The sequence below is a fragment of the Pseudomonas sp. Q1 genome (genome assembly GCF_009935975.1).
GTDB classification, from domain to species: Bacteria; Pseudomonadota; Gammaproteobacteria; order Pseudomonadales; family Pseudomonadaceae; genus Aquipseudomonas; species Aquipseudomonas palleroniana.
Genome location: NZ_QODI01000006.1, coordinates 196,770 through 218,224, shown reverse-complemented (window position 1 = coordinate 218,224; position 21,455 = coordinate 196,770). Strand labels below are relative to the sequence as shown.

General features: G+C 60.5%; 19 protein-coding genes. 7 read left to right on the top strand and 12 right to left on the bottom strand.

Going from position 1 to position 21,455, the window contains the following annotated elements:
* Window positions 1-7: 7 nt before the first annotated feature.
* Together glyA and DK870_RS11770 are read right to left on the bottom strand one after the other, a co-directional pair.
* Window positions 8-1,261: a serine hydroxymethyltransferase gene (gene glyA / locus DK870_RS11775; RefSeq protein ID WP_060753361.1), complete on the bottom strand. Its 1,254-nt coding sequence runs from the start codon at window positions 1,259-1,261 to the stop codon at window positions 8-10.
* A 236-nt stretch (window positions 1,262-1,497) separates the two neighbouring features.
* Window positions 1,498-2,226, bottom strand: coding sequence for a TraX family protein (locus DK870_RS11770; protein ID WP_161548692.1), 729 nt, complete (start codon window positions 2,224-2,226; stop codon window positions 1,498-1,500).
* A gap of 90 nt (window positions 2,227-2,316) precedes the next feature.
* Between DK870_RS11770 and DK870_RS11765 the strand changes: the two genes are divergently transcribed.
* The 3 genes from DK870_RS11765 (at window position 2,317) to DK870_RS11755 (ending at window position 4,355) form a co-directional block, all read left to right on the top strand.
* The gene (locus tag DK870_RS11765; RefSeq protein ID WP_060753363.1) at window positions 2,317-3,357 is read left to right on the top strand and encodes a low specificity L-threonine aldolase; all 1,041 of its coding nucleotides are present in this window, start codon (window positions 2,317-2,319) and stop codon (window positions 3,355-3,357) included.
* A 172-nt stretch (window positions 3,358-3,529) separates the two neighbouring features.
* Window positions 3,530-3,730, top strand: coding sequence for a hypothetical protein (locus DK870_RS11760; RefSeq protein WP_161548691.1), 201 nt, complete (start codon window positions 3,530-3,532; stop codon window positions 3,728-3,730).
* A 91-nt stretch (window positions 3,731-3,821) separates the two neighbouring features.
* Complete coding sequence (locus tag DK870_RS11755; RefSeq protein ID WP_161548690.1) at window positions 3,822-4,355, top strand: transposase; 534 nt, start codon at window positions 3,822-3,824, stop codon at window positions 4,353-4,355.
* Window positions 4,356-4,527: 172 nt separating this feature from the next.
* Here DK870_RS11755 and gbcB read toward each other — a convergent pair whose 3' ends face one another.
* Window positions 4,528-5,628 carry a glycine-betaine demethylase subunit GbcB gene (gene gbcB, locus DK870_RS11750; RefSeq protein WP_060753366.1) on the bottom strand — a complete coding sequence of 367 codons (1,101 nt, stop codon included), beginning with the start codon at window positions 5,626-5,628 and terminating at the stop codon, window positions 4,528-4,530.
* Between the two features lie 282 nt (window positions 5,629-5,910).
* Here gbcB and gbcA point away from each other — a divergent pair, with 282 nt between their 5' ends.
* Window positions 5,911-7,206: a glycine-betaine demethylase subunit GbcA gene (gene gbcA / locus DK870_RS11745; protein ID WP_060753367.1), complete on the top strand. Its 1,296-nt coding sequence runs from the start codon at window positions 5,911-5,913 to the stop codon at window positions 7,204-7,206.
* A 745-nt stretch (window positions 7,207-7,951) separates the two neighbouring features.
* Here the strand turns inward: gbcA and DK870_RS11740 are convergent.
* The 6 genes from DK870_RS11740 to DK870_RS11715 all read right to left on the bottom strand — a co-directional run bounded on the left by DK870_RS11740 (window position 7,952) and on the right by DK870_RS11715 (window position 15,711).
* Complete coding sequence (locus DK870_RS11740; protein ID WP_090368341.1) at window positions 7,952-8,722, bottom strand: electron transfer flavoprotein subunit beta; 771 nt, start codon at window positions 8,720-8,722, stop codon at window positions 7,952-7,954.
* A 10-nt stretch (window positions 8,723-8,732) separates the two neighbouring features.
* Window positions 8,733-9,953: an electron transfer flavoprotein subunit alpha/FixB family protein gene (locus DK870_RS11735; protein ID WP_161548689.1), complete on the bottom strand. Its 1,221-nt coding sequence runs from the start codon at window positions 9,951-9,953 to the stop codon at window positions 8,733-8,735.
* On the bottom strand, window positions 9,953-11,896 hold the full coding sequence (gene dgcB, locus DK870_RS11730) for a dimethylglycine demethylation protein DgcB (protein WP_161548688.1): 1,944 nt from the start codon (window positions 11,894-11,896) through the stop codon (window positions 9,953-9,955). The genes DK870_RS11735 and dgcB overlap by 1 nt, the downstream gene beginning before the upstream one ends.
* 153 nt (window positions 11,897-12,049) lie before the next feature.
* Window positions 12,050-14,110, bottom strand: a complete 2,061-nt coding sequence (dgcA, locus tag DK870_RS11725) for a dimethylglycine demethylation protein DgcA (protein ID WP_060753371.1) — start codon at window positions 14,108-14,110, stop codon at window positions 12,050-12,052.
* Window positions 14,111-14,125: 15 nt separating this feature from the next.
* Entirely contained in the window at window positions 14,126-14,656 is a 531-nt protein-coding gene (locus DK870_RS11720) for a DUF5943 domain-containing protein (RefSeq protein ID WP_027606002.1), read from the bottom strand.
* 77 nt (window positions 14,657-14,733) lie between these two features.
* Window positions 14,734-15,711, bottom strand: coding sequence for a dipeptidase (locus DK870_RS11715; RefSeq protein ID WP_060753372.1), 978 nt, complete (start codon window positions 15,709-15,711; stop codon window positions 14,734-14,736).
* A gap of 218 nt (window positions 15,712-15,929) precedes the next feature.
* Here DK870_RS11715 and DK870_RS11710 point away from each other — a divergent pair, with 218 nt between their 5' ends.
* Window positions 15,930-16,331 carry a lysozyme inhibitor LprI family protein gene (locus DK870_RS11710; protein ID WP_060753373.1) on the top strand — a complete coding sequence of 134 codons (402 nt, stop codon included), beginning with the start codon at window positions 15,930-15,932 and terminating at the stop codon, window positions 16,329-16,331.
* 40 nt (window positions 16,332-16,371) lie between these two features.
* On the opposite strand, the gene DK870_RS11705 is transcribed toward DK870_RS11710, so the two are convergent.
* Window positions 16,372-17,334: a tyrosinase family protein gene (locus DK870_RS11705; protein ID WP_161548687.1), complete on the bottom strand. Its 963-nt coding sequence runs from the start codon at window positions 17,332-17,334 to the stop codon at window positions 16,372-16,374.
* 187 nt (window positions 17,335-17,521) lie between these two features.
* Between DK870_RS11705 and DK870_RS11700 the strand changes: the two genes are divergently transcribed.
* On the top strand, window positions 17,522-17,938 hold the full coding sequence (locus DK870_RS11700; RefSeq protein WP_161548686.1) for a DUF3010 family protein: 417 nt from the start codon (window positions 17,522-17,524) through the stop codon (window positions 17,936-17,938).
* A 112-nt stretch (window positions 17,939-18,050) separates the two neighbouring features.
* Here DK870_RS11700 and DK870_RS11695 read toward each other — a convergent pair whose 3' ends face one another.
* Both DK870_RS11695 and DK870_RS11690 read right to left on the bottom strand, forming a co-directional pair.
* Window positions 18,051-19,229 carry a hypothetical protein gene (locus tag DK870_RS11695; RefSeq protein WP_060753375.1) on the bottom strand — a complete coding sequence of 393 codons (1,179 nt, stop codon included), beginning with the start codon at window positions 19,227-19,229 and terminating at the stop codon, window positions 18,051-18,053.
* A 68-nt stretch (window positions 19,230-19,297) separates the two neighbouring features.
* A complete protein-coding gene (locus tag DK870_RS11690) occupies window positions 19,298-20,242 on the bottom strand; it encodes a GlxA family transcriptional regulator (RefSeq protein WP_060753676.1) in 945 nt (314 codons plus the stop codon).
* Window positions 20,243-20,436: 194 nt separating this feature from the next.
* Between DK870_RS11690 and DK870_RS11685 the strand changes: the two genes are divergently transcribed.
* Window positions 20,437-21,381, top strand: a complete 945-nt coding sequence (locus DK870_RS11685; RefSeq protein WP_161548685.1) for a choline ABC transporter substrate-binding protein — start codon at window positions 20,437-20,439, stop codon at window positions 21,379-21,381.
* Window positions 21,382-21,455: the final 74 nt, after the last annotated feature.

Sequence of the window (21,455 nt, the reverse complement as noted above, 5' to 3'; positions counted from 1 at the left end):
ACCGCGCTCAGCGATAAACCGGGAAATCAGCGCACAGGGCAGACACGTGCTTGGCCACGTTGGCCTCGACATCGGCATCGCCGAGGTTGTCGAGGATGTCGCAGATCCAGCCGGCCAGCTCGATGCACTGCGGCACTTTGAAACCACGCGTGGTCACCGCCGGGGTGCCGATGCGCAGGCCCGAGGTCACGAAGGGCGACTGCGGGTCGTTCGGCACGGCGTTCTTGTTGACGGTGATGTGGGCGCGGCCCAGGGCGGCGTCCGCCTCTTTGCCGGTAAGGCCCTGACGGATCAGGCTGACCAGGAACAGGTGGTTATCGGTACCGCCGGACACTACATCGTAGCCGCGTTTGATAAACACGCTGGCCATGGCCTGTGCGTTGTCGATCACTTGTTGCTGATAAGCCTTGAAACCAGGTTCCAGCGCTTCCTTGAAGCACACGGCCTTGCCGGCGATGACGTGCATCAGCGGGCCGCCCTGGGCGCCGGGGAATACGGCAGCGTTGAGTTTCTTTTCGATTTCTTCGTTGGACTTGGCCAGGATCAGACCGCCCCGTGGACCGCGCAGGGTCTTGTGGGTGGTGGTGGTCACCACGTCAGCGTACGGCAGCGGGTTGGGGTACAGGCCAGCGGCAACCAGGCCGGCAACGTGAGCCATGTCGACGAACAGCAGCGCGCCGACTTTGTCGGCGATCTGACGAAAACGTGGGAAATCCAGAGTCTTGGAGTAGGCGGAAAAGCCTGCAACGATCATCTTCGGTTTGTGCTCAACCGCCAGACGCTCGACTTCGTCGTAGTCGATCAGGCCGGTGTCGGTGTTGATGCCGTATTGCACCGCGTTGTACAGCTTGCCCGAGGACGACACCTTGGCACCGTGGGTCAGGTGGCCGCCGTGGGCCAGGCTCATGCCCAGAATGGTATCGCCCGCTTGCAGCAGGGCCAGGTACACCGCGCTGTTGGCGGACGAACCGGAGTGCGGCTGTACGTTGGCGTAATCGGCACCGAACAGTTGCTTGGCGCGCTCGATGGCCAGGGCTTCCACCTTGTCCACGTGCTCGCAGCCGCCGTAGTAGCGCTTGCCCGGGTAGCCTTCGGCGTATTTGTTGGTCAAGCCACTGCCCTGGGCTTGCATCACGCGTTTGCTGGTGTAGTTCTCTGACGCGATCAGCTCGATATGATCTTCCTGGCGCTGCTCCTCGGCATTCATGGCCGCCAGCAGTGCGTCGTCATATCCCTGGATCTGGTCTTGTTTGCTGAACATCGCGTCTCTCCCAGCCTTTCGTATTGGTGAGGCCCATACAGGCCCTTTGATGCGATGGTAGGGCTGGCGCAGACAGGTCAAATGCCTACGCACGCCACGCAAAGGTGCGTTTACGACATGGCCCGAACAACACAGAAAAAATGTGGGAGGGGGCTTGCTCCCGATAGCGGTGGGCCAGCTTGCAAATGCAGTGGCTGACACACCGCTATCGGGAGCAAGCCCCCTCCCACAAGGGGTTAGGCGATAGTTTGACGAACGAGTAGCAGCAGCAGGAAATGCACGGGATAGAGGGTATAGGCCCAGCGGCGCATGGCGGGCGGCGAGGCGTTTTTGGCGTGTCGCAATAAGACCAGGCCCGCCAGTGGCGCAATCAGGCAGGCAACCAATCCCATCAGCGCAACCGGCGTGCCGTTATCGAGCAATATCTGCCATTGGTTGGCGGCCACGCAGACCAAGCCCGGCAATACACTGAAATACCATCGGCGACGGAACACCAGCAGCATCACCAATGGCAGCAATACACCAAAGAAACCGAACATTAAGTGGCTTGAAAACAGGGCGGCTATCGTGACGGCGATCAGCGCCATGCCTCGATCAACCCGGCCCTTTTGCTGCCATCCTCGAGCAACCAGCAAACCCAGCGCCAAGGTTGGCAGCACATTCAACGTATCGGCATCCTCGATAAACAACCGATACGGCACTTCGCTGATCACGCTGAACAGCAACAACCAGCCCAGGTAGCGCCAGCGGCCTCTTGCCGGCAGGTCGCGGCCCCGATGCAGATTCGCCGCAATCGCCAGGCAAAACCACGGGAACGCCAGGCGCCCCGGCACATACAAGCCATCCAGGCTTAAGCCGACATAGCGCAGGTGATCCAGCACCATGCTCAGCAGCGCCAGCCACTTGAGCAGGTCCAGAGCGCTATCGCGGACACGTCCGACAGCCATCGTTTCAGTACCGTGCATAATTCCCCAGTGACTCTGCATTTACAGCGCGTGCGTATGCCCGACAATCTTGGTTACAGTGCGCACCAACATCGACCACAGGAATGGGCCATGACCGACAAGAGCCAACAATTCGCCAGCGACAACTACTCCGGCATCTGCCCGGAAGCCTGGGCCGCCATGGAACAAGCCAACCAGGGGCATCAACGCGCCTACGGCGATGATGAATGGACCCACCGCGCCGCCGACGGTTTCCGCAATCTGTTCGAAACCGACTGCGAAGTGTTCTTCGCCTTCAACGGCACCGCAGCCAACTCACTGGCACTGTCTTCACTGTGCCAGAGCTACCATAGCGTGATTTGCTCGGAAACCGCCCACGTCGAAACCGACGAGTGCGGTGCGCCGGAGTTTTTCTCCAACGGCTCGAAGCTGCTCATCGCCCGCACCGAAAATGGCAAGCTGACCCCGGAATCCATCCGCGAGATCGCCCTCAAGCGCCAGGACATCCACTACCCCAAACCCCGCGTGGTAACCCTGACCCAGGCCACCGAAGTCGGCAGCGTGTACACCCCGGATGAAATCCGCGCCATCAGCGCCACCTGCAAGGAACTGGGCCTGAACCTGCACATGGACGGCGCGCGCTTCTCCAACGCCTGCGCCTTCCTCGGTTGCTCCCCCGCCGACCTGACCTGGAAAGCCGGTGTGGACGTATTGTGCTTTGGCGGTACCAAGAACGGCATGGCCGTAGGCGAGGCGATCCTGTTCTTCAATCACAAACTGGCTGAAGACTTCGACTACCGCTGCAAACAGGCCGGCCAACTGGCGTCGAAAATGCGCTTTCTCTCCGCCCCCTGGGTGGGCCTGCTGGAAAATGACGCCTGGCTCAAGCATGCCCGGCACGCCAACCACTGCGCACAATTGCTGAGCAGCCTGGTGGCGGATATTCCAGGGGTTGAACTGATGTTCCCGGTGCAGGCCAACGGCGTCTTCCTGCAGCTCTCGGAACCAGCCATTGCCGCACTGACGGCCAAGGGCTGGCGCTTCTACACCTTCATCGGCAAAGGCGGCGCACGCTTCATGTGTGCGTGGGATACCGAGGAGGAGCGTGTAAGAGAATTAGCCGCGGATATTCGGACAGTGATGGGTGCCTGATACTGGCGTAACGCCGAGTCTGTTATTTGATATTTCTGACAGCCACACACTGGAATTTCATTGACTAGCCTCTTGGAACCCGAAAGGAAAAGGCCGCTGCACAGCCCCCCTTTCGGGCCAACCGCCTGCCGCATACCCGGCTGGAAACGGAAATCCAGAAGAGAGACAAACCATGGAATACCAAAGCAACGGCGACACTCTGAAAAGCGACGGCACTATCAGCACCACCGTCATCGATTGGGATGAATTCAGGAAGTACGCAAAAGTCGGTGACACCATCCGAGAGCCATCGCGCACACTGCGGATTTACGACAAAGTCTATGAATTGACAGCATCAGGCCAGCACTTCGTCGTCCACATCTACGCCCAATAACCCTCCTTGATTGATCGTTCCCACGCTCCGCGTGGGAATGCATGCCCCGGGCGCTCTGCGCCCAAGCCGCCCCCGATGCAAGGACGACCCCATGGGCAGAAGCCGCTACGTCATCACCGAACCCGAAAAGCCACACTTCCTGACCTGTACCGTCATGGAATGGCTACCGTTGTTTACCCGTGATTACATCGTCGGCCATCTTCTGGATTGCTGGCGATACCAACAAAGCCATGAAGCCTTGAACCTTTACGGCTATGTCGTTCTCGAGAACCATCTGCATTTCGTCGCCCAGGCGCCTGACCTTGGCAAATGCGTCAGCCGATTCAAGTCCTTCACTGCCCGAACCATCATTGATGACCTGCAGAGCAAAGGCGCAGAACGTGTTTTGCAACGCCTGCGCTTCAGCAAACGCGCACACAAGGCGGATCGGGCTTATCAGCTTTGGCAGGAGGGCTCACACGCGGAGTTGGTGTACAGCGAGGCTGTGATGCACCAGAAGCTCGATTACATCCACCATAACCCGGTCAAACGGGGTTACGTGGATCTGGCTGAACACTGGAGGTATTCGAGTGCCCGCAACTATGCCGGAATGCCAGGGCTGATCGACATCCAACGCTGGTACTGACAGCTCGCGAGCCGATGATCGTCCCTGGCGGCGTTACCACGCGGAGCGTGGGAACGAGCTGCGCCGGTGATCGTGCCCATGCTCCGCGTGGGCATGCAGCCCGTGACGCTCTGCGTCACACCGTGAGCCTTGCGTGAGTTGGGCCGGTGAGCGTGGGAACGAGCTGAGTGGATCAGAACTCGATTCGCACATCACCTTTAGGCACGCTGCAGCACGACAGGATGTAACCCTCGGCTTCGTCTTCCTCAGTAATCCCGCCGTTGTGGTCCATCTCGACCTCTCCACCCAGCTTCATCACCTTGCACGTTCCGCAGATGCCCATGCCACACGCCTTTGGAATCAGCAGCCCAAGCTTGGCCGCTGCGGCATGCACCGTTTCACCCGGAGCCACGCGAATGCTCTTGCCTGAAGCAATGAACTCCACTTGATGCAAATCCGCCAAATCGATTTCCGGCGCCTCGGCGGCTTGTTCAGCCTGCTCCACCGCATCGGCGCGGGCTTCCGGCGGCGTAGCCCCGAAGGATTCTTCGTGATAGCGCGCCATGTCGAAGCCTGCGGCCTCCAACAGGCGTTTCACGGCGTTCATATAGGGCGTTGGGCCACAGCAGAACACTTCGCGCTCCAGGAAGTCCGGCACCATCAGTTCGAGCATCTTGTGATTCAGGTAACCGCGATACCCCGCCCAGGGCTCACCCAAGCCGTGCTTCTCACAAATCAGGTGCAGGCTGAAGTTATCAATGCGCGACGCCATGTGTTCCAGCTCGCGGTGATAGATGATGTCCTTGGGCGAGCGGGCGCTGTGGATAAAGGTCATGTCAACGTTGGCGTTGGTGTCGTAGAACCAACGGGCCATGGACATCACCGGCGTGATTCCGACACCGCCGCTGAGGTACAGCACTTTAGGGCTCGGGAAGTCGATGGCATTGAACAGCCCGACCGGCCCGTGCACCGCCAACTCCTGGCCTTCATGCAGGGTGTCATGCAACCAGTTGGAAACCCGGCCGCCAGGGACACGCTTGATCGTCACCGAGAAGCTGTACGGCACCGATGGCGAACTGGAAATGGTGTACGAGCGCATGATTGGCTGGCCGTCGATTTCCAGTTCCAGGGTGACGAATTGCCCCGGCTTGAAAAAGAACAGGATCGGCTGGTCGGCCATGAAGCAAAAGGTGCGCACGTCCCAGGTTTCCTGGATGACTTTGACGCAACGGACGATATGCCGACCATTGGCCCAGGTCTGGGTAGTTACCGGGTTCAGGAAGTTATTGGACATGCTGTTCTCCGTAGCCGTAGGTCGGCCTGATGATGGCGATTTTGCGTAACGCCGAATGCGCCCATTTACCTATCTGCGACATTCACATACTTATCGCGACCAGCCCCCATACCACGGGGGTTGCGCGTCGGGATCAGAGTGGGCCATGTCGCTAATGGACAAGGTTCTGGCAGTCGGCGGCCCCACACTCACCCCCAACAACGACGCTTTCTTTACGCCTTGCGTAGTACAACCGTAGCCACTATTCGCCGGCCACACTGAATGGCCATGAGGACACATACGATGGACGTCACCGCAACCTTAAGCTTGGGCGATCCGCTGGAACCCGCACGCAAGGCCACCGCGCAAATGTTGCAAGAACGCGAGCGCACCTTTTCGCTGCCACAACCGTTCTATTCGGATGACCGGCTGTTCGATATCGACATGCAGGAGATCTTCCAGAAAGAGTGGCTGATCGCCGGCATGACCTGCGAGATCCCCACCAAGGGCAACTACCTGACCCTGCAAGTGGGCAAGAACCCGATCATCGTGATCCGTGGCGCCGAAGGCGTGGTGCATGCGTTCCACAACGTATGCCGCCACCGTGGCTCACGCCTGTGCACCAGCGACAAGGGCAAGGTCGCCAAGCTGGTCTGCCACTACCACCAGTGGACCTACGAACTGGACGGTCGCCTGCTGTTCGCCGGCACCGAGATGGGCGCCGACTTCGACATGAAGCAGTACGGCCTGAAACCGGTGAATGTGAAGACCGCCGGCGGCTACATCTTCATCAGCCTGGCCGAAAACCCGCCGGCCATCGACGACTTCCTGTCGACCCTGAATCACTACATGGAACCCTACGACATGGAGAACACCAAGGTGGCGGTGCAAACCACCTTGATGGAAAAAGCCAACTGGAAGCTGGTGCTGGAGAACAACCGCGAGTGCTACCACTGCAACGCCTCGCACCCCGAACTGCTGAAAACCCTGCTGGAATGGGACGACGTCACCGACCCCCGCGCCGACCAGGCGTTCAAGGACCATGTAGCCGCCTCCGCCGCTGCCTGGGATGCCGAGAAAATCCCTTACGCCCATGCCAGCTTTGGCTTGCGTAACCGTATCGTGCGCATGCCGCTGCTCAAGGGCACCGTGTCGATGACCATGGACGGCAAGCAGGGCTGCGCCAAACTCATGGGGCGCATCAAGAACCCGGACCTGGGCTCGATGCGTATCCTGCACCTGCCCCACTCATGGAACCACTGCATGGGCGACCACATCATCGTGTTCACTGTGTGGCCGATCAGCGCCCAGGAAACCATGGTCACCACCAAGTGGATCGTGCACAAGGACGCCGTAGAGGGTGTGGACTACGACGTGGAGCGTATGCGCCAGGTGTGGGACGCCACCAACGACCAGGACCGTCGCCTGGCCGAAGAAAACCAGCGCGGTATCAACTCCACCGCTTACCAGCCAGGCCCGTACTCCAAGACCTATGAGTTCGGCGTGGTCAACTTCGTGGATTGGTACAGCGAGCGCATGTTGAGCAACCTGGGGGCCGCTCCGGCGCCGTACCTCAAGGGTGTTGCGGTTCACGAATAACGCGTTGATCCTCCAGGGGCTGGATTGTACAAAAAACATCCAGCCCCCGGATGCCTCTTGATTCCCCTGCCCTCCAGCCTTTGCCCAACAACTTATCCACAGAGCCACCCACAGCAATTGTGGGCAACTGCGCTCCCCCTCAGAAATTAATTGAAGAAAATCCATGACTTATTCAAGTGGACAATATCAAGCAGGCGCTGATCATTTTTTAACCATAACTCTACAGGCTACGTAAAACGTGGCCTGTAGTAGTACGCGAACACCTTATCCACAGAACCACCAACAGACTTTGGGGGCAACTTCAGCTGCGCTGTGGAAAACCACTCCAAACCTTCACAAAACACGGCACTCAGGATTTTCAGAGCACAAAAAGCCGAAATAGATCAAATTTCGACCAACTCCTTGAAAGCCTTTATTCATAAGGGTTCCAGCCAATAGCGAACATCTTATCCACAGAAGCGCCAACAGACTTTGGGGGAAAGTCTGCACAATGAAATGCATGAAGTCAGGAAAAAACCTATAAAAAACCGCCAGTTAGACTGGTTGTTTTTCGTACAGAGGGCTACAGGGCTTGATCTGTATGGGTTGTGGACAAGCGCGAACAGGTTATCCACAGACGGTTCAACAGGGATTGTGGGTAATGTAGCAGCGAGCTTACTCGCGAAGAACCTGAGAGCGCCGCGTCAAACCGGGCACGCTGCATTATCGTTAACGTTCTTCGCGAGCAAGCTCGCTCCTACAAGGATCAGCGAACCACGCCTTCCTCAACCAGCAGCTTGAGAATGGCTTCGGCGCCCGCTTGCGGGCTGAGGCCCTTGAGCACCTGGCCACCGCCGCCACTGGCTTTGGCGGTAGCCGCCTTCATCCGGTCGGCGCCGCTCTTGGCCTTGATCACTTTGAGGCGTTTGGGCCGAGGCTTGGCCGGCTGCAGCACGGCGCCTGTGAATAACTCATCCTCCAGCACTTCGACCTCATGCGCTTCCAGCTCGCCGCGCTGCGCGGGGCCATAGGCACTCTGCCGAGGCTTGGGCGCCGCGTTATCCACCGTGGCGAGAAACGGCAGGCGGACCTTCAGGCGCCGCCTTTGGCCACGCGGCAAGGCTTGCAGTACATGGGCTACGCCGCCGTCGATAGACTCCACCTGGGCGAGCCCCACGATCAGCGGCCAGCCCAATTGTTCGGCCAGCAGGAACGGCAACATGCCCGAGCCTTCACCGGTTTCCGCCTGGCTGCCGGCGAGCACCACCTGGGCCCCCGCATCGCGTAGATACTCACCGAGCACCGGCAAGGCATCGCTGCCGGCCGGTTGTTCCAGTACATGCAGTTGCGGCAAGCCCATGCCGAGATAACTGCGCAACGTCGGTTCGGCAACGTTGCCGGCGTGCAACACCTGCAACTTATCCCCAGCCATTTGCAGGCCCAGCTCGACCGCGCGCGCATCCTGCTCCGCACGACGCGGGCGCCCGGAAGTGGGATGGGCGCCAATGGAAACCAGGCTGATTACATTCGTCGTCATGGTCATAGTCCTAAGCTGCATCGCGCTTGGCGCCGTTGCGGTAGGCCGCCACCGCCTCGATCAAGGCTTGCAATATCGCGGCGCTCTCGCCGATCACCGACAGGTCGGCACGCTTGATCATGTCGCAACCGGGGTCGAGGTTGATCGCCACCACTTTGTCGCAGGCACCGATGCCTTGCAGGTGCTGGATCGCCCCGGAAATCCCCACCGCCACATACACACGGGCAGTGACCCAGGTGCCGCTGGCGCCGACCTGGCGATCACGCGCCATGAAGCCGTCGTCCACCGCCACCCGCGACGCGCCTTCGGTGGCGCCCAGGGCGGCAGCGGTCTGGTGGAACAGCGCCCAATCCTTCACGCCGTTGCCGCCAGAGAAGATGAATTCGGCTTCGGCCATGGGAATCGCCGCCGGGTCCACCGCCACCGCACCGAGGTCTTCGATTCGCGGCAGGCTGCGAGCCAAGGTTGTGGATAACTCCACGGGCAACACTTCGTGACGGGTCTCGCTGACCGGGTCGGCACATTCGGCGGCCGCCAGAATCAAGCGTGGCAGCGGCCGGGCCAAGTCTTCCTGGCCGGCGCCGGCACGGCCGATGCATTCCGCGCCCTTGATCTGCCAGACCCGCGTGGCCGGGCGCTCCTTGAGGCTGGCGGCAAACCGCCGGCCCAACTCACCGCCGCCACTGCGGCTATCGGGCAGCAGCCAGTGACGCGGGTTGAACTGGTTATCCACAGCGCGCAAACCTTGCACGCGTTGCTCCGGTGAATAACCGTCGAACTCATGCCCTTCCAGCACCAACAGACGATCGACACCGGCCGTGGCAAAGGCACTTTCCTTGTGCTCGCCAAATACCACGGCCAGCACGGCGCCGTCGCTGCCGGCGAGTTGTCGGGCCAGGCCGAGCAAGTCGCGGTCGTGGCTGCTCAATCGGCCGCCGACCATGTCCGGCACCACGTTGATATAGAACGCAGGCGCTGCTACCTGATGCAGTGGCAACTGCACTTCGGCGGCAGCCGTACGTTTGCTCGCGCCGCCCTGCTGGGCGCCGCTGCGGTCGATGCGCTTGATGCCATTGGGGCCGATGAAACCGACGCCATGCACGTTCTTGCGCAGGATGCCGTTGGGCCCCATCCAGCTGTGTTGCACCGGCTGCATCGCCGCATGCAGCGGGTGCAGGCGGTTACGTGCAATCCATTCGGCCCGTGGGTCGCGGCGGATAATGTCGCTCATCAGTGCACCTCCGCAGGTTCACGTTTCAAGGGGGCTTTGGCCGGTGCGGCGTCTTCGAGCAACGCGTCGGCGACCAGTTCAGCGATGTCCTTGATCAAGGGCCGAGGCTCGACCACCCCTTCAAGCATCGCCGTGCACTGTGGGCACCCTACTGCCACCAGCTCGGCGCCGGTTTCACGGATATCTTCCATGCGCATATCCGGGATACGTTGCTTGCCGGGAATGTCGGTGATCGGCGCGCCGCCACCGCCGCCGCAGCAGCGCGAACGGAAACCGGAGCGTTGCATCTCCTTGACCTCGATCCCCAGCGCCCGCAGCACCTGGCGCGGGGCTTCGTATTCGCCGTTGTAGCGGCCCAGGTAACAAGGGTCGTGGTAGGTCACGCTGTTGCCCTTGTGCTGGCCCAGGTTCAGCGCGCCCTCGCCGATCAGCTCGGCCATGAAGGTGCTGTGGTGCTGCACGAGGTAGTTGCCGTTGAAGGCGCCATATTCGTTTTTCAGCACATGGAAACTGTGCGGGTCGCAGGTGACGATGCGCTTGAAGGTGTATTTGGCCAGGGTCTGGATGTTGCGCGTGGCCAGCAGCTGGAAGGTCGCTTCATCGCCCAGGCGTCGTGCCACGTCACCGCTGTCACGTTCTTCCAGGCCGAGTACGGCGAAGTCGGCCTTGGCAGCCTTGAGGACTTTGACGAAAGCACGCAGGGTGCGTTGGTTGCGCATGTCGAAAGCGCCATCACCGACCCAGAACAGCACTTCGCAGCTGCCCTTGTCACTGAGCAACGGCAGGTTCAGGTCCGCCGCCCAGTTCAACCGGCCACCCGGTGCGAAACCGCCGGGGTTGTCGGTGGCGATCAGGTTTTCCAGGACTTCGGCACCTTTGTTCGGCGTGGCGCCTTTTTCCAGCGTCAGGTGGCGGCGCATGTCGACGATGGCATCCACGTGCTCGATCATCATCGGGCACTCTTCCACGCACGCGCGACAAGTGGTGCACGACCACAAGGTCTCGGCGTCCACCAGGCCGTTGACGATCGGTTGATGCGGGTTGCCGCCATGCTCGCCGATGGCTTTGCCGGGATACGGGCTGCCGGCAAACTTGGCATCGGTGCCGCCGGCCAGGCCGACCACCATGTCTTGAATGAGTTTTTTCGGGTTCAGCGGCTGGCCGGCGGCAAAGGCCGGGCAGGCGGCCTCGCACTTGCCGCACTGCACGCAGGCGTCGAAGCCGAGCAGTTGGTTCCAGGTGAAATCCTTGGGTTTTTCCACACCCAGGGGCGCGGTTTTATCGCGCAGGTCCAGCGGTTTCAAACCGGTCGAACGCCCGCCGCCGAAGCGCTCGGCGCGACGGTGCCAGGCCAGGTGCAGGGCACCGGCAAAGGCGTGCTTCATCGGGCCGCCCCAGGTCATGCCGAAGAACATCTCCGAGACGCCCCACAGCACCCCCACGCTCAAGATCGCCGCGAGCAGCCAGCCGCCGAAGTCGGCGGGCAGAATCCCGGCCACCGGCAAGGTCACCAGGAAGAAGCTCACCGAGAACGCCATCAGGCTTTTCGGCAGGCGCATCCATGGGCCTTTCGACAGGCGCGACGGCGGGTTGCGCCGACGCAGGTAGACGAAGGTGGCACCAACAAACATCAGCACCGAGGCCAGCAGTAAGGCGTAGCCCAGGATGCGACTCTGCAGGCCGAAGCCATGCACCAGGATGGCGAGCAACGCCGACAGCACGAAGCCCAGCGCCGTGGCGACGTGGGTGTTGGCAATGTATTTGTCGCGGGCGACCACATGGTGCAGGTCGACCATGTAGCGCTTGGGCATGGCCAGCAGGCCGCCCAGCAGGTCGACTTTCGAGGCACGGCCACGGCGCCACATGTTCACCCGGCGCAGGGCGCCGAGGACCGCGAGGCCCAGAGCGGCAAATAACAGGATAGGCAGCAAGGTGTTCAACATGGTGAAGCTCCCACAGACCACACAGGTCTAATGTGGGAGGGGGCTTGCTCCCGAAGGCGGACTGTCAGTCGATACATCTGTAGCTGACCCACCGCTATCGGGAGCAAGCCCCCTCCCACATTCAGACCGAGTCCACATTGGTTCGGTGTCGGGTCAGAAATCCTTGCACAAGCGCAGGGCGTCATAGATCGCAGCGTGGGTATTACGCTGGGCCACACAGTCACCAATGCGGAACAGCAAGTACCCCTCGCCCGACTCGCTCAGGCATGGCTGCGGCTTGATCGCGAATAAGGCTTCGACGTCGATCTGGCCCTTGTTGCGCGAGCCTTCCTTGAGCGCGTAGTAGATGGCTTCGTCCGGACGCACGCCGTTCTCCACCACCACCTGGTCGACCACCCGCTCCTCTTTGGCGCCGGTGTATTCGTTCTCCAGCACCGCCACCAGCTTGTCGCCCTCGCGGTAGACCTTTTCCAGCATCATGTCGCCGGTCATGATCACTTCCTTGGGGTACATGCTGCGGTAGTAGGTCGGGAACGACGTACCGCCAATGGCCACGCCCGGCTTGATGTCGTCGGTGACGATCTCGACCTGGCTGCCTTTGTCCGCAAGGAAATCCGCCACCGACATACCGGTGAACTCGCAGATGGTGTCGTAGACCAACACGTTCTTGCCCGGTGCGACTTTGCCGTCGAGCACATCCCAGCTGCTCACGACCAAACCTTCGGCGGCGCCCCAGTGTTCGTTCTGCTCCACATTCGGCTGCCCGCCCACCGCCAGCACCACCACATCGGGGCGCAGGTCGAGAATGGTATCGGCATCGGCCGCCACACCCAGGCGCAGGTCGACTTTCAAGCGCGCCAGTTCCAGTTGGTACCAGCGGGTGATACCGGCAATCTGGTCACGCTGCGGTGCCTTGGAGGCCGTGGTGATTTGCCCGCCGATGAATTCTTTTTTCTCGAACAGGGTCACGTCGTGGCCACGTTCGGCGGCCACCCGCGCCGCTTCCATCCCGGCAGGGCCGGCACCGACCACCACGACTTTGCGCTTGGGCCCGGTGGACTTCTCGATGATGTGCGGCACGCCCATGTACTCACGGGAAGTCGCGGCGTTCTGGATGCACAGCACGTCCAGGCCCTGGTACTGACGGTCGATGCAGTAGTTGGCGCCCACGCACTGCTTGATCTGGTCGATCTGGCCCATCTTGATCTTGGCGATCAGGTGCGGGTCGGCGATGTGCGCACGGGTCATGCCGACCATGTCCACATAGCCGCCTTCCAGAATGCGCGTGGCCTGGTTCGGGTCCTTGATGTTCTGCGCGTGCAGCACCGGAACCTTGACCACTTCCTTGATACCGGCGGCCAGGTGCAAAAACGGCTCCGGCGGGTAGCTCATGTTGGGGATCACGTTGGCCAGGGTGTTATGGGTGTCGCAGCCTGAACCCACCACGCCGATGAAATCGAGCATGCCGGTGTCGTCGTAATACTTGGCGATCTGTTTCATGTCTTCGTGGGACAAGCCATCCGGGTGGAACTCGTCGCCGCACAGGCGCATGCCCACGCAGAAGTCGTCACCCACTTCGGCACGCACGGCTTTCAACACTTCCAGGCCGAACTTCATGCGGCCTTCGAAGGTGCCGCCCCATTCGTCGGTACGCTTGTTGACCCGTGGGCTCCAGAACTGGTCGATCATGTGCTGGTGCACGGCGGACAGTTCTACCCCGTCCAGGCCACCGGCCTTGGCCCGACGCGCAGCCTGGGCGTAGTTGCCGATCACGCGCCAGATTTCTTCCGGCTCGATGGTCTTGCAGGTGGCGCGGTGCACCGGCTCACGCACGCCGGACGGCGACATCAGGGTCGGCCAGTTGAAGCCGTCCCAGCGCGAGCGACGACCCATGTGGGTAATCTGGATCATGATCTTGGCGCCATGCTTGTGCATGGCGTCGGCCAGGTTCTGGAAGTGCGGGATGATGCGGTCGGTGGACAGGTTCACCGAGCTCCACCATTCCTGCGGGCTGTCGATGGCCACCACCGAGGAGCCGCCGCAGATCGCCAGGCCGATACCGCCCTTGGCTTTCTCTTCGTAGTACTTCACATAGCGGTCAGTGGTCATCCCGCCATCGGTGGCATACACCTCGGCGTGGGCGGTACTGAGCACGCGGTTGCGGATAGTCAGTTTGCCGATCTGGATCGGCTGGAACATTGCTTCGAAAGCCATGGCACGGTCCTCGGCTTACAACGGCTTGACGGTGAACAAGCCGTCATCGTGGCCCTCTTCGGAGCCTCCGTAGACTTGCTCGGCCACAGTGCGAATCTGGCTGCCACGCGCCTGCAGGATCTGGTCCATGGCGCCGGCAAACCAGCCGGTGAACATGTAGTCGACCTTGCGTCCGACCTTGCCATACACGTAGACGAAAGCGGAGTGTTCGAGCTTGACGCTGGCGGTGCCTTTGTCGAGGTCGATGTCCTGGATCTTGAACAGGCCCCAGCCACGTTGCGACAGGCGCTTCATGTAATGCTCGAACACCGCGACGCCCTCCAGGCCGTGGCATTCGGCTTCTTTTTCACACCAGTGCCAAGCGGATTTGTAGCCGGCCTTGTAGAGGATCTCGGCATAGGCTTCGGCGCCCAGTACTTCTTCGATACCCATGTGGTTGTTGACGAAGAAATGGCGCGGCACATACAGCATCGGCAGGGCGTCGGAGGTCCAGACACCGGTCTCGCTGTCGACTTCGATTGGCAATTGCGGGGCGATCTTGGCCATGGAAACTTAACTCCAGAAAATTCGTTTGGATGCTCCCCCGGCACGGATGGCCGGGGGAAAAATGCGTGGGCGGTGGCTTATTCGCCCCAGACGTCCTTGAGAACGTTGACCCAGTTTTCGCCCATGATCTTGCGCACCACACGCTCAGGGTGACCGCGCTTGAGCAGGGTCTCGGTGAGGTTGGGGAACTCGCCCACGGTACGGATGCCCAGCGGGTTGATGATCTTGCCGAAGTTGGTCAGGCGGCGGGCGTAGCCCTTGTCATGGGTCAGCATTTCGAAGAAATCCTGGCCATGGCCCTGGGTGAAGTCGGTGCCGATGCCGATGGCGTCTTCACCAACGATATTCATGGTGTACTCGATGGCTTCGGCGTAGTCGTCGATGGTCGAATCGATGCCCTTGGCCAGGAACGGCGCGAACATGGTTACACCGACAAAACCGCCGTGGTCGGCGATGAACTTCAGCTCTTCATCGGACTTATTGCGCGGGTGCTCTTTGAGACCCGATGGCAGGCAGTGGGAGTAGCACACCGGCTTTTTCGATTCGAGAATGACTTCTTCGGAGGTCTTGGAGCCCACGTGGGACAGGTCGCACATGATGCCGACGCGGTTCATCTCGCCGACAATCTCACGGCCAAAGCCCGACAGGCCGCCGTCACGCTCGTAGCAGCCGGTGCCGACCAGGTTCTGGGTGTTGTAGCACATCTGCACGACGCCCACGCCGAGCTGCTTGAAGATCTCGACATAGCCAAGCTGGTCTTCGAACGCATGGGCGTTCTGGAAGCCGAAGATGATGCCGGTCTTGCCCAGCTCTTTGGCGCGACGGATATCGGCAGTGGTTTTCACCGGGATCACCAGGTCACTGTTCTCACGGATCAGGGTCTGGCTGGCCACGATGTTATTGATAGTGGCCTGGAAGCCTTCCCACACCGACACGGTGCAGTTGGCGGCGGTGAGGCCGCCTTTGCGCATGTCCTCGAACAGGTCGCGATTCCACTTGGCAATAATCAGCCCGTCGATAACGATGCTGTCGGCGTGCAATTCGGCTGGGCTCATCAGGCGTCCCCTTATTGGCGATTCATGCGCCGAATCGTCTGCCGGCGCTTTGGGCCAGCATATGCCCAGGGGCCGACGGAACCGGGTGCAAAAACGACAGGGGAATTGCCGAAAGCGTCAATCCGCGACAAAGGCTGTTAAGACAGGCCTGACTGGTGGCTGTTCTTTGTCTTACGCTTGAGCCAGAATTCGGCCATTACTTGATATGAGACGGCGCAATGAAATCGATTTTCCTGGCTTTGGCACTCATCGCAACCACCGCCCACGCGGCTGAAGACACCGACAACACGCCGTGCGATGGCATCGAAAACGACAAACAAACCCTGGAATGCGCCACTTTCAACAAAACCACCGCCGAGCAATTGCTCAAGGATAACTACCAGGGCCTGCTCGAACGCATGGGTTCGACCTATGGCAGCAACAAGACGCAGCTCGCCGACATTACCGCTCGTCTGAAGGACGCCCAGCAGAAATGGGAAAAGCTGCGTGACGCCGATTGCGCGGTGGACACTTTCCCGGCAGTGGCGGGCACCAAGGACTACGCCATCCAACACAATGATTGCCTGGCGCGCATGAGTGATGAGCGGTCGGAGTTTTTGGAGTCGATCGGGCAGGAATAAAAGCCACTCCTGCGACCAGGGCGCAGGAGTGTTGCCACTTTCAAGCTTCGAAGGGTGACTTGAACGGACTTTTGCTTACGTTACTCTGAGGCGCGTACTCATAGCCCAGCACCTTGATATCCATGACATCTTGGATGCGTCGGGTCCAGGGTTTGATCACATCATCGTAATTGTGCCCCGGTGGGCCGTCCTGCATCGGTGCGTAATGCGGCGCCAAGCTCGGTTTATCCAACAGCATCTGGGCCTGCCAATCCGCCCAGACCTTGTCGATAAAACAATGGTGCAGAAAGAACACCGGGTCTTCAGGTGAGGTCATCGCCAACATGTTACCGCCGATCCACAGGTGAACCCGGTTATGCAATTGAGAGCCAGGCGTTGTCACTTGCGGATCGCCCTTCTGGGTAATCCAACCTTCAAGCCGGTTGCGGAAACCTCGGTTGAAGGGACTCGCATTGTAGTTTGGCTCGTCATAAAGACCTTCTCGCATGGCCATCTGTAAATCCGCTGGCGTCGGCAGGGAATCGACTAGCTGTGAAAACTGACGCTTCAAGCCCGGCCCCGGCAAGCCATCTTCCGGATAGGGCGGCACCGGCCAACTCTGATATTTGTGTGCAAAGGGCCCGTCTTGCACCCTGAACTCATCTGCCGGGTCACCGTCACCGCCCATCAGGCTCTGGCTCCATACCGGCGAGTTCTTGGGGTCTGCCGCATCCTGAGTCCAGTCCCAGTAAGGCAGTGTTATTCCGGACGTGATCGCTCGCAGGTCGCCTTCCAACTGCATCAGCATTTCACGATGCCAGGGCAAGAACGCTGGCCCCAAGTGAGCGCCATTACGGTAGTCCGGGTCTTGGGGCTCATAGGGATGCACCGTTGGCATCATGACAGCGTGGTGCCAATGAACGTACTTGTCATAACCGCCGTTACGCTTGAGTGCCAACAGCGTGTTGATGAACTCCAGCCGTTGCGGACCGGTCAGTGATCGGATTTCCTTGCGGATATTCATGGCGCAACTCCTTGTCGGAAGACGCTGTTTCAGCCCTCAAACCGAAGAAGGACCGTTGCCACGAATCTAAGCGAGACTCTCCCTGGCATCTACTGTCAGAACTAACAGGTTCACTCCATTCCCTGACGAATGGTCGGGGAAGGTTGATACCATCCATACTTCCCGTTCCCTCCTGAAAGGCCAGCCCATGACTATCTGCGGCATCGAAATCAAAGGCAGCGAAGCCATCATCGCCGTCGCCTCCCTGGACAACCAGGCGCTGAGCCACATCCCCTTGGCGACCAAGAAAATCGCGCTTGAAGACGATGAGGAGGCAGCCAACGTCAAGGCGTTCGCCGCCCAGGTGCAGGCCTTTGTGCGGGAAAACGCCATCACGCGCATCGCCATCAAGAAACGCAGCAAGAAAGGTGAATTTGCCGGCGGCCCGACCACGTTCAAGATCGAAGGGGTGTTTCAGTTGCTGGACGGGGCCGAGGTGACGCTGCTGTCGCCACAGACCCTCAATGCGCAGAACAAGAAGCACACTTTCGACCTGCCGGCGACGCTGAACAAATACCAGCATGAAGCCTACAAGGCGGCGTGCGCGGCACTGCTCAAGAAATAAACCCCATGTGGGAGGGGGCTTGCTCCCGATAGCGAACTGTCAGTCACTACATCTGTAGCTGCCCCACCGCTATCGGGAGCAGGCCCCCTCCCACATCTACCCTGCGTTGTCTCTAGTTGGCTGTACGACTCCTGTGCTGCAGCCAATCGCCAAACGTTTTGTCTTCCAGCGCATAGCCGCCCCGGCTCGACTTCCACACCAGTTCCTTGTCGCGCAGGGCATCGATGCAGGCCTGAATCGTCTGGGTGCCCGGCACCACATCGCTGCCCATCGCCTCCAACGTCTTGCTGACCGCGGTAATCGTGGTGTCGGTAAAGGGTGCAAAGGGTTCATTGCTTTGCAAACGCTCCACCATCACCTGCAGCACCGCGCGCTGCGGGAGGGTCAGGGCGTTCCAGGCGCTTTCAAATTCGCTCCACACACCGGCGCGCAGCAATTCGGCGCGACTGTGCAGCAGTTGGCCCAGATTGCTCGCCGCGCCCAACTCCAGTGCCACTTCACCGATAATCGTGCGCAGCATCTCGGGGCGCCGGCCTACCAGCTCGAAGGCTTCATCAATATCAGCAGCATTGAATTGGTTGGTCTGGGCCAGGTGCGCATTGAGGTGTGCGGTGTACGCCTGGGTGAACTCTTTACCCAGCAGCGGAAACGGCGTGATGCTCGACCCGAAAAACGGTTGGCTCTTGCCCAACACTAAATGGGCCAGCTTGTCGCGGTTGGAACCGGTGAACACCAGGAGCAAACCGCTGCCCTCCTCGTCACGGCCCTGGTTGAGCTGATCCCGGGCGGCCTTCAACGCGAACATCGCGTTGAGGCCCGACTCACTGGTCAGCGCGTGCTGCGCCTCGTCGATCACCAGCACGACGGGTTTTTCTGCGGCGCTGTGGAGCAATTCCAGGGCCTGGGTCAGCGTCGCACCGGCAGGCAGTTGTGGCTGGGTAAAGTCCCAGGACAGGGTACGCAGAAAGCTCAGTTTCTCGATGCCAATGTTCTTGGCCAGTTTACGGATGCCTTTTTCGTAGGGCGCCAGGGCCGCCGCAATAGCGCTGGCGATCAACTGCGCAGGGTCTTTCTCCTTGTCGGCCCACAGATCGACGTAGACGGCCAGCCAACCCCGCAACTGACACTCCGGGATCAGGTCTTCGCGCAAGAACGTACTTTTTCCGGTGCGTCGAGGGGCCGCGAGAAACAGCCCCGACGTGAAGTCCTGAATCCCCACCCCCACCAGTCCGTCGGCGATGCTGCTTGCCAGGGCGGGACGGCGAAACACAAAGCCGCTGTTCTTGGACATGCTTTTATACCCAATTATGGATTCAACTATAAATTATAGCCTTGAGTATAATTAACTATAATTGCCCGTCAAACCGCCTCCCGTCGCCGATCCTCCCGTGGACATTTCGCAAACCGCGCACGGTAGCTGCGGGTGAAATACGACGGCGACTCAAACCCGCAGGCAATGCTTACCTCCAACACACTCATACCGCTCTGACGCAACAGCTGCCGGGCCTTTTCCAGGCGCAGGCCGAGGTAGAAATTGCTCGGCGTATCATTCAAGTGCAGGCGAAACAGCCGCTCCAACTGCCGCCGGGTCACCTTGATCGCGTCGGCCAAGGCCAGGGTGCTCAGCGGCGGCTCAGTATGCTGCTCCATCTCGCCGATCACGTGCACCAACTTCTTGTTGTTGATGCCATAACGCGTGGCGATCTGCATGCGCTGGTGGTCTTTGCGTGGGCGGATACGGCCGAGCACGAACTGTTCGGACACCTGGATCGCCAGGTCAGGGCCGTGGGCCTGGGCGATCAGGTCGAGCATCAGGTCGATGGAGGCCGTGCCTCCGGCGCAGGTAATGCGGCGCCGGTCGATCTCGAACAGTTCCTGGGTCACGCTCAAGTGTGGATACGATTCCTTGAAGGCGTCGATGGCCTCCCAGTGCAGGGTCAGGCGGTAGCCGTCGAGCAGGCCTGCTTCAGCGAGCACGCAGGCACCGGTATCGATGGCCCCGAGAGTCACGCCGTCGTGGTCGAGACGGCGCAGCCAGTGCTCCAGTGCCGGCGTGGCGAACTGCAACGGTTCAAAGCCGGCGACCACCAGCAACGTCGCGCCTTTTTTCAGGGGTTCCAGCGCGGCGTCGGCATTCACCGACATGCCATTGCTGGCCAGCACCGCGCCGCCATCGGCACTCAATACGTGCCAGCGGTACAGCTCGCCCCGAAAACGGTTGGCCACCCGCAGCGGTTCCAGCGCGGAGATAAAGCCAATGGCCGAGAAACCCGGCATCAGCAAAAAGTAGAAATCCTGGGACATGGTGGCGCACTCGTCATACGGGCAGCGTGGCACTGTGATACTCCCGTTCATGCACGGATTCAAGGGGGCAGGTCGCTGCAGTGCAAGAGCTGGTCGCCGCCGTGCGCTTTGCCGCCCCCTGGCTTGCGTAACTTGGCCTCACGGCGCACGAAGACGCCGGAACCCCACAATAACGACCTGCCGAGGGATCCACCATGAACCGACTGATCAGCCGCTGTGTGCTTGCACTCAGCGCCAGCGCCATCTTGAGCACGAACGTACTGGCTGCCGACGCGGCGTCTTGCCAGAACGTGCGCATGGGCGTGGTGAACTGGACCGACGTAATCGCCACCAGCGCCATGACCCAAGTGCTGCTCGACGGCCTCGGCTACAAGACCAAACAAACCAGCGCCTCCCAGCAAATCATCTTCGCCGGTATCCGCGACCAGCGCCTGGACCTGTTCCTGGGGTACTGGAACCCGCTGATGACCCAGACCATCACCCCATTCGTCGACGCCAAGCAAGTCAAGGTGCTCGAAAAGCCCAGCCTGGAAGATGCCCGCGCCACCCTCGCCGTACCGACTTACCTGGCGGACAAGGGCCTGAAAACCTTCGCCGACATCGCCAAGTTCGAGAAAGAGCTGGGCGGCAAGATCTACGGCATCGAGCCAGGCTCGGGGGCCAATACCCAGATCAAAGCCATGATTGCCAAGAACCAGTTCGGCCTGGGTAAATTCCAGCTGGTGGAATCCAGCGAGGCCGGCATGCTCGCCGCCGTCGACCGGGCGGTACGCCGCAAGGAGGCTGTGGTGTTCTTCGGCTGGGCGCCGCACCCGATGAACGTCAACGTCGCCATGACCTACCTCACCGGCAGCGACGACGCCCTCGGCCCGAACGAAGGCATGGCCACGGTGTGGAGCGTGACTTCACCCAACTACGCCGAACAGTGCCCCAACGTTCACAAACTGCTGACCAACCTGACCTTCACCGCCGCCGACGAGAGCCGAATGATGCAGCCGTTGCTGGATCACAAGGACCCCATCGAGTCCGCCAAGCAGTGGCTCAAGGACCACCCGCAAGACCAGGCGCGCTGGCTGGAAGGTGTCACCACCTTCGACGGCAAGCCGGCGGCGGCGAACCTGCAATTGACCAGTAAGTAAACCTGTTTCGAACACCGTTTCGCGGTCACTTCCGACCGCGAGCGGCATCGCCACGCCCTTGAAATCACGCCTGT

Coding starts and splice junctions, on each gene's coding strand:
- gbcA (WP_060753367.1), top strand. CDS start 5,911: ATGGACGTCACCGCAACCTTAAGCTTGGGCGATCCGCTGGAACCCGCA.
- DK870_RS11695 (WP_060753375.1), bottom strand. CDS start 19,229: ATGTCCAAGAACAGCGGCTTTGTGTTTCGCCGTCCCGCCCTGGCAAGC.
- DK870_RS11715 (WP_060753372.1), bottom strand. CDS start 15,711: ATGAGCCCAGCCGAATTGCACGCCGACAGCATCGTTATCGACGGGCTG.
- DK870_RS11735 (WP_161548689.1), bottom strand. CDS start 9,953: ATGAGCGACATTATCCGCCGCGACCCACGGGCCGAATGGATTGCACGT.
- DK870_RS11765 (WP_060753363.1), top strand. CDS start 2,317: ATGACCGACAAGAGCCAACAATTCGCCAGCGACAACTACTCCGGCATC.
- dgcA (WP_060753371.1), bottom strand. CDS start 14,110: ATGGCTTTCGAAGCAATGTTCCAGCCGATCCAGATCGGCAAACTGACT.
- DK870_RS11690 (WP_060753676.1), bottom strand. CDS start 20,242: ATGTCCCAGGATTTCTACTTTTTGCTGATGCCGGGTTTCTCGGCCATT.
- DK870_RS11700 (WP_161548686.1), top strand. CDS start 17,522: ATGACTATCTGCGGCATCGAAATCAAAGGCAGCGAAGCCATCATCGCC.
- glyA (WP_060753361.1), bottom strand. CDS start 1,261: ATGTTCAGCAAACAAGACCAGATCCAGGGATATGACGACGCACTGCTG.
- DK870_RS11685 (WP_161548685.1), top strand. CDS start 20,437: ATGAACCGACTGATCAGCCGCTGTGTGCTTGCACTCAGCGCCAGCGCC.
- gbcB (WP_060753366.1), bottom strand. CDS start 5,628: ATGTCCAATAACTTCCTGAACCCGGTAACTACCCAGACCTGGGCCAAT.
- DK870_RS11710 (WP_060753373.1), top strand. CDS start 15,930: ATGAAATCGATTTTCCTGGCTTTGGCACTCATCGCAACCACCGCCCAC.
- DK870_RS11755 (WP_161548690.1), top strand. CDS start 3,822: ATGGGCAGAAGCCGCTACGTCATCACCGAACCCGAAAAGCCACACTTC.
- DK870_RS11770 (WP_161548692.1), bottom strand. CDS start 2,226: ATGCACGGTACTGAAACGATGGCTGTCGGACGTGTCCGCGATAGCGCT.
- dgcB (WP_161548688.1), bottom strand. CDS start 11,896: ATGTTGAACACCTTGCTGCCTATCCTGTTATTTGCCGCTCTGGGCCTC.
- DK870_RS11740 (WP_090368341.1), bottom strand. CDS start 8,722: ATGACGACGAATGTAATCAGCCTGGTTTCCATTGGCGCCCATCCCACT.
- DK870_RS11720 (WP_027606002.1), bottom strand. CDS start 14,656: ATGGCCAAGATCGCCCCGCAATTGCCAATCGAAGTCGACAGCGAGACC.
- DK870_RS11760 (WP_161548691.1), top strand. CDS start 3,530: ATGGAATACCAAAGCAACGGCGACACTCTGAAAAGCGACGGCACTATC.
- DK870_RS11705 (WP_161548687.1), bottom strand. CDS start 17,334: ATGAATATCCGCAAGGAAATCCGATCACTGACCGGTCCGCAACGGCTG.